The following is a 13,893-nucleotide window of genomic DNA, read 5'->3' as shown; positions in this document are numbered from 1 at the left end:
ACGGCCGCCCCGCCACAGCATCGGGAGTTTCCCGGCCCCCAAAAGCAAAACGGCGGAGCGGCTTCTTTCGAAGCACGCTCCGCCGTTTCGCGGCGAACCGTAAGACGCTCTTAGTGGAGCTTCTTCGGCAGCATCTGGCTGCGCAGGCGCTTGTGCAGGCGCTTGACGGCTGCTGCCTTCTTGCGCTTGCGGACTGCGGTCGGCTTTTCGTAGGACTGGCGTTCGCGCAGTTCAGCGATCAGGCCATTTTTTTCGATAGCACGGCGAAAGCGGCGAATCGCCACTTCGAACGGCTCGTTTTCTTTCAGAAGAATCGTCGTCATGTCGTTCCTAAATTGCTTAAACGGTCAAAAACGTAGCGGCCAAGCGCCACGCACCGGCCATCCGAGCGTCCCCACAAACAGGCGAAACGAGCGGAAATACGGCCTCGGAGGCCGGAAAAGAGAGGCGGAAAGCACCGCGAGTACGCTTCACAACCGCGTGCAGCGCCGCGTTTGACTGCCAGCAGACATGCCGAAAACGGCAGAGGCGTGACAGAAATCTCAATTCAGCCCGCCATCATAGCAGAGAATCACAGACAAAACTACCCTTTTGCATCCCCCGGTTCGCCGCTCCGCGTCGCGCGGTCGCTCACCCCGTCGAACGGGGCCGGGTGCCGCGCCTGCCCGCGGCCCGGCCGGCCAAGCCGGGCGGGCCTTTCGGCCGACAGCCATCCTTCCGTCCCGAATTTACCCAAACATCCCTCTAAAGTTTTCGCCGGGTGCCGCCGTCAACCAGGAAAGGCGGGGCAGCGCCAGTCGCGATAAAGCGCAACGCCGAAATCAGAACCTGTCTGTATCCCAGCCATTTTCCAAAACGAGGAAGCAAATGCTGAACATCAACACCAACATCCTTTCGCTGACGACGCAGACGAATCTGTCGGGCTCGCAGAGCGCACTGTCGCAAGCAATCAACCGCCTGTCGTCGGGCAAGCGCATCAACACCGCTGCTGACGATGCAGCCGGCCTGGCGATCTCGACGTCGCAAACGGCGGCAATCAACGCGCTGACGCAAGGTGTTGCAAACGCGAACAACGGCATCTCGATGATCCAGACCGCCAACGGCGCGCTGCAATCGACGGTCGACAACCTGCAGCGTATCCGTACGCTGGCGCAACAAGCCGGCGACGGCTCGCTGGATTCGAGCGCTCGCGCGAACCTGCAAGCTGAAGTGACGACGCGTCTCGGCGAAATCGACCGTGTCGCATCGCAAACGACGTTCAACAGCCAGACCATCCTGGGCGGCACCGGCAGCGTCACGTTCCAGATCGGCGCAGCAGCGAACCAGGTCGTCACCGTCGACTTCGGCACGGCGAACTGGAACAGCACGGGCATGAGCGTGAACACCCTGAGCGTCGCCACCCAGTCGGGCGCGCAATCGGCGATCACGGCGATCGACGCGGCACTGAAGCAAGTCAACACGTTCCAGGCAACGCTGGGCGCAGCACAGAACACGTTCCAGGCTGCGATCTCGACGACGCAAACCCAGGCAACCAACATGACCGCCGCTCGCTCGCAGATCACCGACGCGGACTTCGCGACGGAAACGGCGAACCTGAGCAAGGCGCAAGTGCTGCAACAAGCTGGTATCTCGGTTCTGGCGCAAGCGAACTCGCTGCCGCAGCAAGTCCTGAAGCTCCTCGGCTAATCGAGCAGCACCCGCGGCGGGCCACGCGCCCGCCCGCCTCCGGGCCGGCGGCGTCGCCATGCGATGCATCGCGACGCCGCCGACACCGCCCGGATCAGAATTCTCCAGGGAGGCACGCCTCCCTCTTTGCATTGAACCGCGGCGCCCCGCCGCATCGCGCACGTTGGTTGCGCGGACGACCGGAGCAACGGCATGGCCACCACGACCCCCGTCAGCAGCACGGACATCAGCAGCATCCTGGCGAATGCAGGTCAATCGATCATCAGCGGCGCGACCAATTCGTCGCTCGACGTCAATACGCTCGTCACGACGCTGGTGAACGCGAAGACGGCCGGGCAATTGCAGACCCTGCAGACCCGCCAGACGAACGACAATACGCAGTTGTCCGCGATCGGCCAGCTGAAGGGTGCGCTGTCCGCGCTGCAGACCGCGCTCACCGGCCTCTCGGACGGCACCGCGCTCGGCAGCCTGGCCGCGACGGCGAGCGGCACGGGCATCGCGACGACGATCAAGAGCGGCAGCGGCGCGGTGGCCGGTTCGTATTCGGTCAATGTCACGCAGCTCGCGACCGCCAACAAGCTGTCGTCGGCCGGCGTGACGTCGGCGGACACGATCTCGGCCGGCTCGCTGAGCATCACCTTCGGCAGCAACCCGGCGTTCAACGTCAACGTGGCGGCCGGCGCGTCGCTGTCCGACATCGCGTCGTCGATCAACTCCGCGTCCGGCAATGCCGGCGTCACCGCGTCGGTCATCACCGGTTCGGACGGCCAGCATCTCGTGATGCAGTCGAACGCCACCGGCGCGGCCAACACGATCTCGATCACGGGCACGGGCGTCAACTCGAAACTGACGTCGGGGTACACGACGGTCACGCCGGCCGCCGACGCGAAGCTGACGATCGACGGCACGCCGGTGTCGAGCGCGTCGAACAACGTGTCGGGCGCGCTGACGGGCGTCACGCTGGCGCTGTCGCAGGCCGCTGTCGGCACGACGCAAACCGTCACGCTGTCGCAGGACACGGCCGCGGCGACGACCGCGATCAACAATTTCGCGACCGCGTATACCAACTTCGTGAATACCGCGAAATCGCTGACGAGCTACGACCCGACGGCGAAGACCGCCGGCCCGCTGCTCGGCGACGCGATGATGAACACGATCAGGAACACACTCGCGACGACGCTCAGCAGCGGCGTCACGACGGGCGGCACGACCTATGCGCTCGGCAGCATCGGCATCAACGTGGACTCGACCGGCGCGATGTCGGTCGACACCGCCGCGCTGACCACCGCGCTCAAGTCGAACAGTTCCGCGGTGACGGCGATCTTCAACCAGACGAACGGCATCGCCCAGGCGCTCAATGCGAACATCAACACGTACACGCAGACGTCCGGCCTGATCGACCAGCGCACCAACGCAATCAACGCCGATCTGAAGAGCGTGCAGAGTCAGGCGACGCAGCTGCAGACCTACTCGGACCAGTTGACCAAGCAATACAATGCGCAGTTCACCGCGCTGAACACGCTGATGGCGACGATGGCGAACAACACCCGCTACCTGACCCAGCTGTTCGGCGGCCAGAACAGCGCCGGCGCGATGGCCAACAACAAGTAAGCCTTCGCCACACCGCCCCTTCGGAGCCGAACCATGACGAACGACACCCTGTCCCGCGCCTTCGACCTGACCCGTGCCATGCAGTCGGCGGCCGACGCACGCGACTGGGTGCGCGTCGCGGCCCTCGTCGACGAACGCTCGCCGCTGCTGATGAACCTGTCCGGCGAGCAGACCCCGGACGTGCTGGACCAGGTGCGGCAGATCATGGCGATCGACGCGTCGATCACGGAGCATGCGCAGACGGACCGTGACCGCCTGGCTGCGGAATTTGCGCAGTCCCAGGAGCGGATCAAGGCCGCGAGCCAGTACCAGAAGGCCGGCTTGCTGTGACCGGCCGGGCGTCTCGCCCGCCGCGCAGGTCGAATTAAAAGACGCCGCCAGTCGAGCGGACCGTTGTCGCCGTACCGTCGAGCCGCTTCAATGCGGCTTTTTTTCGCCGGCGGGCGGAAGCGCGAGCCGGATCGCGCCGGCTACGCCCGCATCGCCCGCGTCGCCCGCGTCGCCCGCTCGACGGCCGCGCCGATCATCTCGGGCGGCCGGCCCGACGATGCGCGAGCGCGGCTTCCAGCCGTGACGCTATCCTGCTCGTCACGCGTCCGGGGTCGCCGTCTCGCCGGACGCGTAGCAGGCCCACATACCGTGTAGCGCGTTTTCCAGGTTGCGCGCGAAGCGCGACGCGTCGCACAGCGGCGACGCGAGCAATTGCGCGCGCAGCGTTGCCCGCAACGTCGCCAGCCGGTCACGATCGCGTGCGAACGCGACGGCCTTCGTCAGGTACGCCTCCTCGTCCGTCGCGATCCAGTCGCCCATGCCCGCCGCGTGCAGCACGCTTTCGCAAATGTGCGTGACGAACCGGCCGCCCTTCATCCCGAGCACCGGCACGCCCATCCACAGCGCTTCGGCCGTGGTCGTGCCGCCCGGGTACGGAAACGGGCTCAGTGCGACGTCGATGCGGTTATACGCGGCAAAGTATTCCGCACGCGGCGACCCGCCTTCGAGAATCAGCCGATCCGCGCCGATGCCGTGCCGCGCGAAGCGGTCGAGCGTCGCCTGGTTCACGTCGTCGGCGCCGAGCTCATGAGCCTTCAGCAGCAGGCGCGCGTCCGGCAGCGCGTGCAGGATGCGCGACCACAGCGCGACGACCTCGTCGCTGATCTTGACCAGCTTGCCGAAGCAGCCGAACGTGACGCCGCCATGAGCCACCATCGGCAGCGGGCCGACCGCGACATCGTACGGTGGCGGCGTGAAGCACAGGTAGCTGTCCGGCAGCCGCCACGGCCGCTCGGTGAAGTGATGCGCCTCGTCGGCGGGTAGCGTATGCGCATCGCCGATGAAATAGTCGATCGCGCGGCAACCGGTCGTCGCGAAGAAACCGAGCCAGCTCGCCTGCACCGGTGCGGGCTTGTGTCCGAAGATCGGCAGGCCGCTCCAGTCGGTATGGCCTGCCATGTCGATCAGGATGTCGATGCCGTCGTCGCGAATCAGTTTCGCGGCCTCCTCGCGGCCCAGGCTGACCACCTTCTTCCAGCTCGCGAAGTTCGGCTTGAGCCGCGCGGTCACGTCGTCCTCGCCGATGAACGTCACATAGGCATGTGGCTCGATGCGCGACCGGTCGATCCGCGCCAGCACGCTTTCCAGAAAAATGCCGACCGGATGCTGGCGCAGGTCGCCCGACACGAAGCCGACGCGCAGCGGCCGCCCCTGCGCCTGTGCGACGCGCTGCGCGCGGTCGTGCTCGAACGGAAGCGCATCGCGCTCGAGATGTTCGCCGTAGCGGCGCGCTTCAGCGACCCACTCCTGCGGCTCGAACGCGGGCGAACTCGACATGTTGAACAGCATCCGCGAGTACGCGCGATGCAGGTCGTAGCGGATCGCCGTGCGGAATGCGTCCAGCGCGCCGGCGAGATCGCCTTTCGCCCACAGGATGTCGCCGAGCGTCATCTGGAGCTTCAGCGGATCGATGCCGAGTTCCCGCGCGATCTCCGTGTGCTTCATCGCCTCGTCGAGCTTCTCGAGCCGCAACAGCGCGGCGGCGAGGTTCTGATGGGCGTCGGCATCGTCGGGGTTCAGGTCGATCGCGTGCCGGTAGCTCAGCTCCGCCGCCGCCAGCCGGTTGAGGTTGTGATACGCGTAGCCGAGGAAATTGTACGCATCGGCCAGTTCGGGATCGAGCTCGATCGCGTGCCGGCACGCCTGCACGGCCTGCCCGTATTCGCCCTGCTGGTTGCGCAGGTCGCCGAGCCAGGCCCATGCCCGCGCATGCGCGGGATCGATCGCGATCGCCCGCTCGAGCAGTTCGACCGCCTTGCCGAACTCGCTCATGCGCTGCAGCAGCCTGGCCAGTACGCAGTGCGCGTCCGCGTCTTCCGGATCGAGCCCCTCGCGCGCATGGTCGACCGCACCTCGCAGGTCACCTGCCGCGCGCAGCGTCGCGCTCAGCCCCTGGTGCGCGACGTGGAAGCCCGGTTGCAGCGCGATGGCGCGACGATAGGCCTCCGCGGCATCGTCGAATTTCTCCTGCGCATGCAGCGCGTTGCCGAGATTGCAGTACGCATCGGCGTATTGCGGCTGGTGCGCGACCGCCTTGGCGTAGCTCGCCGCCGCCGCCTCGTGCTCGCCCAGATCCTGCAGCGCGTTGCCGAGGTTGTTGTATGCCTGCGCGTAACCGGGCCGCAGCTCGATCGCGCGCGCGCAGCTCTGCATCGCAGCCGCCGGCTCGCGCGCGTCGCGCAACGCGTTGCCGAGGTTGTTGTGCGCCTCCGGATAGTCCGGCCGCAGCCCCACCGCGCGACGGTAGTGCGCGATCGCGTCGTCGAGCCGGCCGCTTTCGCGCAGCATGTTGCCGAGGTTGTTGAAGTACGACGCGTCCGGCCGCTCGACGAGCGATTGCTCCATCAGCGCGATGCCCGCGTCGTACTGCTTCAGCTGGCACGCCAGCAGCCCGAGAAAATGCAGCGCGTCCGGCTGGCCCGGCTGCGCGGTGAGGATCGCGTCGTACAGCGTCTTCGCTTCCGCGAGACGCCCCGCCTGGTGATGCGCCAGCGCGGACTGCAGCGTGTCGTGAATATCGTTCATGCTTCGTGTTCCGAGTTCGTATAGCGTTGCCACATGCCGATGAACGCCGCTTCGAGATGCGCCGCGAACCGGCGCGCGTCGCACAGCGGCGACGCGAGCAGCTGCGCGCGCAGCCCGGCGCGCAGCGTCGCGAGCCGCTCGCGGTCGCGCACCGCCGCGATCGCCTTCGCGACGTAGGCGTCCTCGCCGTCAGCGACCCATTCGCCCATGCCCGCCGCGTGCAGCACGCTTTCGCAGATGTGCGTGACAAAGCGCCCGCCCTTCATGCCGAGCACCGGCACGCCCATCCACAGCGCTTCCGCGGTGGTCGTGCCGCCCGGGTACGGGAACGGGCTCAGCGCGACGTCGATGCGGTGATAGGCGCCGAAGTATTCCGCGCGCGGCGAACCGCCCTCGAGGATCAGCCGGCTCGCGTCGATGCCATGCCGCGCGAAGCGCGCGGCGGTCGCGTCGCGCACGCCGTCGCGGCCGAGCTCGTGCGCCTTGAGCAGCAGCCGCGCGTCCGGCAGCGTGTGCAGGATGCGCGACCATGCGCGCACGACGTCGTCGCCGATCTTCACGAGCTGGCCGAAGCAACCGAACGTCGGATGGCCGCGCGCCGCCATCGGCAGCGGGCCGACCTCGACGTCGCAGGCCGGCGGCGTGAAGCACAGGAAGCTGTCCGGCAGCCGCCACGGCTGCTCGACGAAGTGATGCGCTTCGGCGTCCGGCAGCGTGTAGCGGTCGCCGATGAAGTAGTCGATCGCGTCGCAACCGGTCGACGCGAAAAAGCCGAGCCAGCTCGCCTGCACCGGCGCGGGTTTCCAGCCGAACACGGCCAGCCCGCTCGACTGCGTATGGCCCGCGAGGTCGACGAGGACGTCGATTTCGTCGTCGTGAATCATCCGCGCGGCCGCCTCCGGACCCAGCGCGGCGATCGAGCGCCAGTTGCTCGCGTGCGGCTTCAGTTTCGCGGTGATCGCGTCCTCCTCGTCCGTGGTCACGTACACGCGCAGGTCGATGCGCGTGCGCTCGAGGTGCGCGAGCACGCTTTCCAGGAAGATGCCGACCGGATGCAGGCGCAGGTCGCCGGACACGAAGCCGACGCGCAGTGGCCGCCCCTGCGCGCGCGCGGCCCGCTCGCGCGGATCGTGCGCATGGCGCGTCGAACGCGCGGCCAGGTGCCGGCCGTAGCGCCGCGCGTCGGCCAGGTAGTCGGCGGGGGTCACGCAGGCGGACGCCGCCGCGCTGAACAGCAGCCGGTTCAGCACGGTCGCCGCGACGTCGTCGGCGTCGTCGCGCACCAGCGCAAGCGCGTCGCGATACGCGTGGACCGCGGCATCGACGTTGCCCTGCGCGCGCAGGATGTCGCCGAGATTGACGTGCATCAACACGGCCGGCGGGCCGGCCTGCAACGCCTGCCGGCAATACACGAGCGCCTCGTCGAGCCGCTGCAGCTTCAGCAGCACGACGGACAGGTTGTGGCACGCGCCGGCGTCCGCCGGATTCAGTGTGACGGCCGTGCGATGGCTGGCCTGCGCCGCGTCGAGCCGGTCCAGTCCGTGATACGCGTTGCCCGCGTGGTTGTGCGCTTCGGCGAGGGTCGGCGCGAGCCGGATCGCGTCCTGCGCATGCGCGAGCGCTTCCGCGCAGCGCAGCTGCTTGTGACGCACGGCGCTCAGGTTCGCGTGGGCCATCGCCATCGACGGGTCCAGCTCGATCGCGCGGCCATAGTGCGTGGCGGCGCCGTCGAGGTCGCCCAGATCCTGCAGCGCGTTGCCGAGGTTGTTGTAGGCCTGCGCGTAACCGGGCCGCAGCTCGATCGCGCGCGCGCAGCTCTCCATCGCAGCCGCCGGCTCGCGCGCGTCGCGCAACGCGTTGCCGAGGTTGTTGTGCGCCTCCGGATAGTCCGGTCGCAGCCCCACCGCGCGCCGGTAGTGCGCGATCGCGTCGTCGAGCCGGCCGTTTTCGCGCAGCATGTTGCCGAGGTTGTTGAAGTACGACGCGTCCGGCCGCTCGACGAGCGATTGCTCCATCAGCGCGATGCCCGCGTCGTACTGCTTCAGCTGGCACGCCAGCAGCCCGAGAAAATGCAGCGCGTCCGGCTGGCCCGGCTGCGCGGTGAGGATCGTGTCGTACAGCGTCTTCGCTTCCGCGAGACGCCCCGCCTGGTGATGCGCGAGCGCCGTCTGCAATGCCTGTCCTGTTCCGTCCATCTCGTCTGCTCTGCTCAATAGCGATGCGGTTCGCGTCCGAAGTCGATCAGCCTGCGGCCGTGCCCGATCATCACGGCCGACGCCGCCATCCCGTCGCGTGCCATCCCGACGACGGTGTCGCGCACGCGCCACCGGCCGGAATGACGATCACACCGGCCGGCGCGGCGTTCAGCGCGCGGGGCACCATGTTGCGCTTGCCGCCGGCGTGGAAATGCCCGCGCACGTCACGTCGTGAGCGGCCTCACACGGTTGCGCCCGACGCGGCTTCGACGTGCTGCGCCCACATGCCGTGCAGTGCGTCCTCGAAGTGGCGCGCGAAGCGGGGCGCGTCGCACAGCGGCGACGCGAGCACCTGCGCGCGCAGCGTCGTGCGCAGCGCCGCCAGCTCGGCGGGCTGGCCGACCTGCGCGACGGCCTTCGCGACATACGCGTCGTCGTCGTCCGCGATCCACTCGGACAGCCGCGCCGAATGCAGCAGGCTCTCGGCGATGTGCGACAGGAAGCGCTCGCCGCGCCGGCACAGAACGGGCACGCCCATCCACAGCGCTTCGGCGGTCGTCGTGCCGCCCGGATACGGGAACGGGCTCAGCATCAGGTCGACGCGCCGGTACGCGGCCAGGTATTCGGCGCGCGGCGAGCGGCCTTCGAGGATCAGGCGCCGCGTGTCGATGCCGTGCGCCGCGAAGCGCGCGGCAAGCGCCTGCTGCTCGCGCGGATCGTCGAGATGCTCCGCCTTCACGAACAGCTTCGCGCCCGCGACCGATTGCAGCACGCGCGACCAGACCGCGACGACGTGCTCGGTGATCTTCGCGAGCTTGCCGAAATAGCCGAAGGTCGGATGGCCGTTCGCGAGCATCGGCAGCGCGCCGACGTCGACAGGCTCGGCCGGCGGCGTGAAGCACAGATAGCTGTCCGGCAGATGCCACGGCCGCTCGGTGAAATGCGCGGCCTCGGCGGGCGGCAGCACGTGACGGTCGCCGATCACGTAGTCGATCGCCCGCACGCCGGTGCTCGCGAAATAACCGGGCCAGCTCGCCTGCAGCGGCGCCGGCTTCCACGCGAACAGGGGCAGGCGGTTGTAGACCGTGTGGCCCGCCGCGTCGAGCAGCACGTCGATGCGGTCCGCGCGAACACGCGCGGCCGCCGCTTCGTCGCTCAGCCCGGCAATGCAGGTCCACGTCGCGAAGGCCGGCTTGAGGCGGGCGGTCACGTCGTCCTCGACGTCGCGCGTCGGGTACGCATGCATCTCGATCCGGTTCGGGTCGAGATGCTTCAGCATGCTCTCGATGAAATAGCCGACCGGATGCGCCTTCAGGTCGCCCGACACGATGCCGACCTTGAGCGGCCGCCCGGCGCAGGCGGTCAAGTCGACGAGCCAGTCCGTCCACGGCGTCGCGCACCGCGTGACGACTGCGTCGTAGCGCGCGGCCTCGGCGAGATAGGCGTCGTGGTCGAACGCCTCGCTGCAGTGGCTCGCGAACAGCAGGTTGCTGCGCGGCTCCGGCAGTTCGGGGCGCAGCGCGACCGCGTGCCGGTACGCCTCGAGCGCGGCCGGAATCTCGTTCAGGTCGAACAGCGCATTCGCAAGGTTGTTGTAGGCCTGGCCGTTGTCCGGCTTCAGCGCGATGGCCTGGCAGAACGCATCGACGGCCGCGCGGGCGTCGCCGGCGAGCCGCAGCGCGTTGCCGAGGTTGTTGTACGCATCGACGTAGTCGGGTCGCAGCTCGATGGCGAGACGAAAGCACTCGGCGGCGGCGGCGTGACGGTTGTCCGCCTGCATCACGTTGCCGAGGTTGTAGTAGTACATCGCGTCCGGCCTGATCTCGATCGCCGCCATGATCAGGTCGGATGCCTCCCGATAGCGCCCGTGCTGATGACCAATCAGGCCGAGGAGGTGAAGCGCGTCCGCGTGCCGGGGATCGGTGTCGAGGATCTGCCGGTACAGCGTCTCGGCCTCGTCGAACCGTTCGGCCTGATGGTGCGCCAGCGCCTGTTCGATCGTGGCGGCGGCGGGGGAGGTGGGCATCATGAGCTAAGTCGTCCTGGTAGCCAATACGGGATTCGAATCGCGGCCGGCACCCCTGCGCCGGCGCACGCCTTCGCCCGCGGACGCACGCACCGACGGTCTCCGACGTGTCCGAATTCTCCTCGCGCACGCCGCGTTCCAATCCGGCGAGCAGGTGCTGGAATTGGTCGCTATTCCCGCGACTGCAAGCCGCACCCGCGGGCGCGCCGAATGCGCGCCGGACACCCGCGCATCCATCGAAATGCGGGGTGAAACCACCCGCTAATCCGACATTCGATCCTGGCGACGCTCGCTAGACTTGATCGTAGAAAGATGTCCGACCTGCGACGTTCGGACGGTTGCGCATTCCGATGCCACCGCGCCGACACGCGCTCGTCCGGCCACACCCTTTGTGCCTGGAGCCCTGTGTATGCACGAATCAGCGATCATCACCAACGCAGATGGCGATCAGCTCGCGGCGCGCCGCGAACTGTTCGACCTGATGCAGACCTACCCCGCGACGCGCGAGGAACTGGAACGGTCGCTCGGCCTGTTCGTGCGCGGCTCGCTCCTCGCACGCATTCTCGCGACCTTCGAGATTTATCAAAAAATCGTGCCGCTGCCGGGCGCGATCCTCGATCTCGGCACGTGGCGCGGGCAGACCGCCGTGCTGTGCGAGAACTTCCGCGCGATTCTCGAGCCGCTGAACTTCCAGCGCCGCATCCACGCATTCGATACGTTCACGGGCTACACGGGCTTCGCCGAGCACGACACGCGCGACCGCAAGCTGTTCTCAGACGGCACGTACTCGCTGTCCGGCGAGTACGCCGACCTGCTGCGCAAGCTGCTGAACCTGCACGAGCGCAGCAACGCGATGGGGCACGTGCATGACAAGCACCACGTGTGGGAAGGCGATTGCCGCGACACGCTGGCGGCATTCGGCGAAGCGCATCCCGGCGAGATGGTCGCGCTCGCGTGGTTCGACCTGAACGTGATCGAGCCGACCCGGCACGCGTTCGACGCGGTGATGGAGCGGCTGGTGCCCGGCGGCATCGTCGCGTTCTGGCAGCTCACCCGCGGCGGCCAGCTGCCCGCGGAAGGCGTCCATTACCTGCGCGACCTGCTCGGCAACCGTCCGCACCAGATCCACAAGGCGGCGGCCTATCCGTCGCTGTGCTACCTGTCATTCCCCGAGGGTGGAGGCACACGCAAATGAAAATCGCGATCCTCGGCAACGGCATTCTCGGCCTGATGACGGCCCGCGCATGGCAGCGGGCGGACCCGGGCGTCGAGCTCGTGATCGTCGGCCACGCGCATCGGCCCGGCTCGGCCACGCGCGCCGCGGCGGCGATGCTCAATTCGTTTACCGAACTGGAAGGCGATTCGCTCGGCACGCCGATCGACCGCTTCAAGTTCGAGCTGAGCCGCGGCGCGACGGCGGCCTGGCCCGCCGTATTCGCTGAAATCTGCACGCCGGCGCACGCGATCGCGCACGGCTTCGGCACCTTCGTGCTGAACAACGCGGCGACCGACGCGCTCGACGACGAGAACTTCGCGGCCATGCAGCGGTTCTGCCGCGAATTCGAGGAGCCGTGCGAGGCGGTCGATCCGTCAGGGATCCCGAACTATCATCCGGACCCGCGCTATCGCGCGCTGAAGGCGGTCTTCCTGAAGCGCGAAGGCTGGGTCAATCCGAAACAGTTTCTCGACGCGCTGACCGAGTCGGTCGCGCAAGCCGGCAACGTGCGCTTCATCGACGCCGAGGTCGAGCGGCTCGACACCGCGGCCGGACGCGTCACCGGGGCGCGCCTGTCCGATGGCAGCGTGCTCGGCGCGGACCGCTTCATCCTCTGCAACGGCGCCAACGTGACGCGCGTGCTGCAGGCGAGCCTGCCCGAGCTGCCGGTGCAGCGGATGTTCTACGGCGTCGGCATGTCGATCGAACTGCAGAGCGCGGAGAACGTGCACACGCACTGCGTGCGCACGACCAACCGCGGCCTCGCGTGCGGCGTGTATTCGGCGCCGCACGGGCCTGACCGGACCCTCGTCGGCGCCAGCAACTACATCAGCCCGGTGCCGCACGAGCACGGCCACGCCGGCAGCGCGTACACGCTGCTGAAGTCGGCGATGGACCAGATCAACACCCGCTTCTCGCGCGCGAGCCTGGTCAACGTCAACGTCGGCTGGCGGCCGACGACGTCCGACCTGTATCCGCTGTTCGGCGAAACCAGCGTGCGCGACCTGTGGATTCTCGGCGGCACCAAGCGCGACGGCTTCCACCTGTCGCCGGTGCTGAGCCGCGATCTCGTCGCGGCGATGCGCGGCGAGCCGATCGACCCGCGCTACGCGGAACTCGCGCCCGAACGCAAGCTGATCCGCAACATGACGCGCGAGGCCGCGATCGCGAAGACGGTACGCCATCAGATCAATGCCGCGTACCAGCACGACTTCGTGCCGGCGCGCAACCGCATGGTCGAACAGCTCCAGAACGCGATCCGCGCGGACCTGGAGGCGCTGCACGACAAGCTGGGCGCGACGGACTGGGGCATTCCGCCCGAGCTCGTCGACATGTACCGGTACGGCCACATTCCGGCATGAGCGGTGCGACCATGAACCGCGACGCGAAGCGGGTGGCGATCGTCCAGTCCAACTACATTCCGTGGAAGGGCTACTTCGACCTGATCGCCGCCAGCGACGAGTTCATCCTCTACGACGACGCGCAGTACACGCGCCGCGACTGGCGCAACCGCAACCAGATCAAGACGCCGCAGGGCGTGCAATGGCTGAGCGTGCCGGTGAAGGTGAAGGGCAAGTATCACCAGTCGATCCGCGAAACCGAGATCGACGGCGCCGACTGGGCGCCGCTGCACTGGAAGGCCCTGCAGCAGAACTACGCACGCGCGCCGCACTTCGCGCGCTATGCGGGCGAGCTCGAAGCGCTCTACACCGGCCGAACCTACGGGATGCTGAGCGAGCTGAATGCCGCGATGCTGACGTGGGTCCTCCGGCAACTGGAGATCGGCACGCGCGTGTCGTCGACGTCGGACTATGCGCTGCACGGCGACCGCACCGAGAAGCTGCTGAACCTGTGCGTGCAGGCGGGCGCGACCGAGTACCTGTCCGGCCCGGCCGCGCGCAGCTACCTCGACGAGAACCTGTTCGCCGATGCCGGCGTCGCGGTGCGCTGGTTCGACTATCCGGCCTATCCCGAGTATCCGCAGCAGTGGGGCGACTTCGTCCACGGCGTGACGGTGCTCGACGTGCTGTTCAACTGCGGTCCCGAAGCGCGCCGGTACGCGCTGACCTCGAAAGACTGAGGTG

Annotated in this window: 10 protein-coding genes; 6 read left to right on the top strand and 4 right to left on the bottom strand. The window is 67.9% G+C overall.

Features of this window, described 5'->3' with window-relative positions:
- Positions 1–110: 110 nt before the first annotated feature.
- Complete coding sequence (gene rpsU / locus CFB45_RS01010) at positions 111–323, bottom strand: 30S ribosomal protein S21 (protein ID WP_006401410.1); 213 nt, start codon at positions 321–323, stop codon at positions 111–113.
- A 544-nt stretch (positions 324–867) separates the two neighbouring features.
- Between rpsU and CFB45_RS01005 the strand changes: the two genes are divergently transcribed.
- The 3 genes from CFB45_RS01005 to CFB45_RS00995 all read left to right on the top strand — a co-directional run bounded on the left by CFB45_RS01005 (position 868) and on the right by CFB45_RS00995 (position 3,627).
- Complete coding sequence (locus CFB45_RS01005) at positions 868–1,686, top strand: flagellin domain-containing protein (RefSeq protein WP_011350581.1); 819 nt, start codon at positions 868–870, stop codon at positions 1,684–1,686.
- Positions 1,687–1,878: 192 nt separating this feature from the next.
- The gene (fliD, locus tag CFB45_RS01000) at positions 1,879–3,297 is read left to right on the top strand and encodes a flagellar filament capping protein FliD (RefSeq protein WP_089424225.1); all 1,419 of its coding nucleotides are present in this window, start codon (positions 1,879–1,881) and stop codon (positions 3,295–3,297) included.
- Positions 3,298–3,330: 33 nt separating this feature from the next.
- Positions 3,331–3,627 carry a flagellar protein FliT gene (locus CFB45_RS00995; protein ID WP_089424224.1) on the top strand — a complete coding sequence of 99 codons (297 nt, stop codon included), beginning with the start codon at positions 3,331–3,333 and terminating at the stop codon, positions 3,625–3,627.
- A 258-nt stretch (positions 3,628–3,885) separates the two neighbouring features.
- Here the strand turns inward: CFB45_RS00995 and CFB45_RS00990 are convergent, their stop codons facing one another.
- The 3 genes from CFB45_RS00990 to CFB45_RS00980 all read right to left on the bottom strand — a co-directional run bounded on the left by CFB45_RS00990 (position 3,886) and on the right by CFB45_RS00980 (position 10,596).
- Positions 3,886–6,372: a tetratricopeptide repeat protein gene (locus CFB45_RS00990; protein ID WP_089424223.1), complete on the bottom strand. Its 2,487-nt coding sequence runs from the start codon at positions 6,370–6,372 to the stop codon at positions 3,886–3,888.
- A complete protein-coding gene (locus CFB45_RS00985) occupies positions 6,369–8,567 on the bottom strand; it encodes a tetratricopeptide repeat protein (protein ID WP_089424222.1) in 2,199 nt (732 codons plus the stop codon). The genes CFB45_RS00990 and CFB45_RS00985 overlap by 4 nt, the downstream gene beginning before the upstream one ends.
- 241 nt (positions 8,568–8,808) lie before the next feature.
- The gene (locus CFB45_RS00980; RefSeq protein ID WP_089424221.1) at positions 8,809–10,596 is read right to left on the bottom strand and encodes an O-linked N-acetylglucosamine transferase, SPINDLY family protein; all 1,788 of its coding nucleotides are present in this window, start codon (positions 10,594–10,596) and stop codon (positions 8,809–8,811) included.
- 406 nt (positions 10,597–11,002) lie between these two features.
- Between CFB45_RS00980 and CFB45_RS00975 the strand changes: the two genes are divergently transcribed.
- The 3 genes from CFB45_RS00975 to CFB45_RS00965 are packed head-to-tail and all read left to right on the top strand — an operon-like array spanning position 11,003 to position 13,889.
- Positions 11,003–11,788 carry a TylF/MycF/NovP-related O-methyltransferase gene (locus tag CFB45_RS00975; RefSeq protein WP_089424220.1) on the top strand — a complete coding sequence of 262 codons (786 nt, stop codon included), beginning with the start codon at positions 11,003–11,005 and terminating at the stop codon, positions 11,786–11,788.
- Positions 11,785–13,170: an NAD(P)/FAD-dependent oxidoreductase gene (locus tag CFB45_RS00970; RefSeq protein ID WP_089424219.1), complete on the top strand. Its 1,386-nt coding sequence runs from the start codon at positions 11,785–11,787 to the stop codon at positions 13,168–13,170. Before CFB45_RS00975 ends, CFB45_RS00970 begins: the two co-directional genes overlap by 4 nt.
- The gene (locus tag CFB45_RS00965; protein ID WP_089424218.1) at positions 13,167–13,889 is read left to right on the top strand and encodes a WbqC family protein; all 723 of its coding nucleotides are present in this window, start codon (positions 13,167–13,169) and stop codon (positions 13,887–13,889) included. Before CFB45_RS00970 ends, CFB45_RS00965 begins: the two co-directional genes overlap by 4 nt.
- Positions 13,890–13,893: the final 4 nt, after the last annotated feature.

The sequence above is a fragment of the Burkholderia sp. HI2500 genome (genome assembly GCF_002223055.1).
In the GTDB taxonomy this organism is placed as follows: domain Bacteria; phylum Pseudomonadota; class Gammaproteobacteria; order Burkholderiales; family Burkholderiaceae; genus Burkholderia.
This window is presented reverse-complemented; position numbering and strand designations above follow the sequence as displayed.

Bases quoted from the DNA above. Each gene is read 5' to 3' on its own strand.
- CFB45_RS00965 (WP_089424218.1), top strand. From the start codon at position 13,167: ATGAGCGGTGCGACCATGAACCGCGACGCGAAGCGGGTGGCGATCGTC.
- rpsU (WP_006401410.1), bottom strand. From the start codon at position 323: ATGACGACGATTCTTCTGAAAGAAAACGAGCCGTTCGAAGTGGCGATT.
- CFB45_RS00970 (WP_089424219.1), top strand. From the start codon at position 11,785: ATGAAAATCGCGATCCTCGGCAACGGCATTCTCGGCCTGATGACGGCC.
- CFB45_RS01005 (WP_011350581.1), top strand. From the start codon at position 868: ATGCTGAACATCAACACCAACATCCTTTCGCTGACGACGCAGACGAAT.
- CFB45_RS00990 (WP_089424223.1), bottom strand. From the start codon at position 6,372: ATGAACGATATTCACGACACGCTGCAGTCCGCGCTGGCGCATCACCAG.
- CFB45_RS00985 (WP_089424222.1), bottom strand. From the start codon at position 8,567: ATGGACGGAACAGGACAGGCATTGCAGACGGCGCTCGCGCATCACCAG.
- CFB45_RS00975 (WP_089424220.1), top strand. From the start codon at position 11,003: ATGCACGAATCAGCGATCATCACCAACGCAGATGGCGATCAGCTCGCG.
- fliD (WP_089424225.1), top strand. From the start codon at position 1,879: ATGGCCACCACGACCCCCGTCAGCAGCACGGACATCAGCAGCATCCTG.
- CFB45_RS00995 (WP_089424224.1), top strand. From the start codon at position 3,331: ATGACGAACGACACCCTGTCCCGCGCCTTCGACCTGACCCGTGCCATG.
- CFB45_RS00980 (WP_089424221.1), bottom strand. From the start codon at position 10,596: ATGATGCCCACCTCCCCCGCCGCCGCCACGATCGAACAGGCGCTGGCG.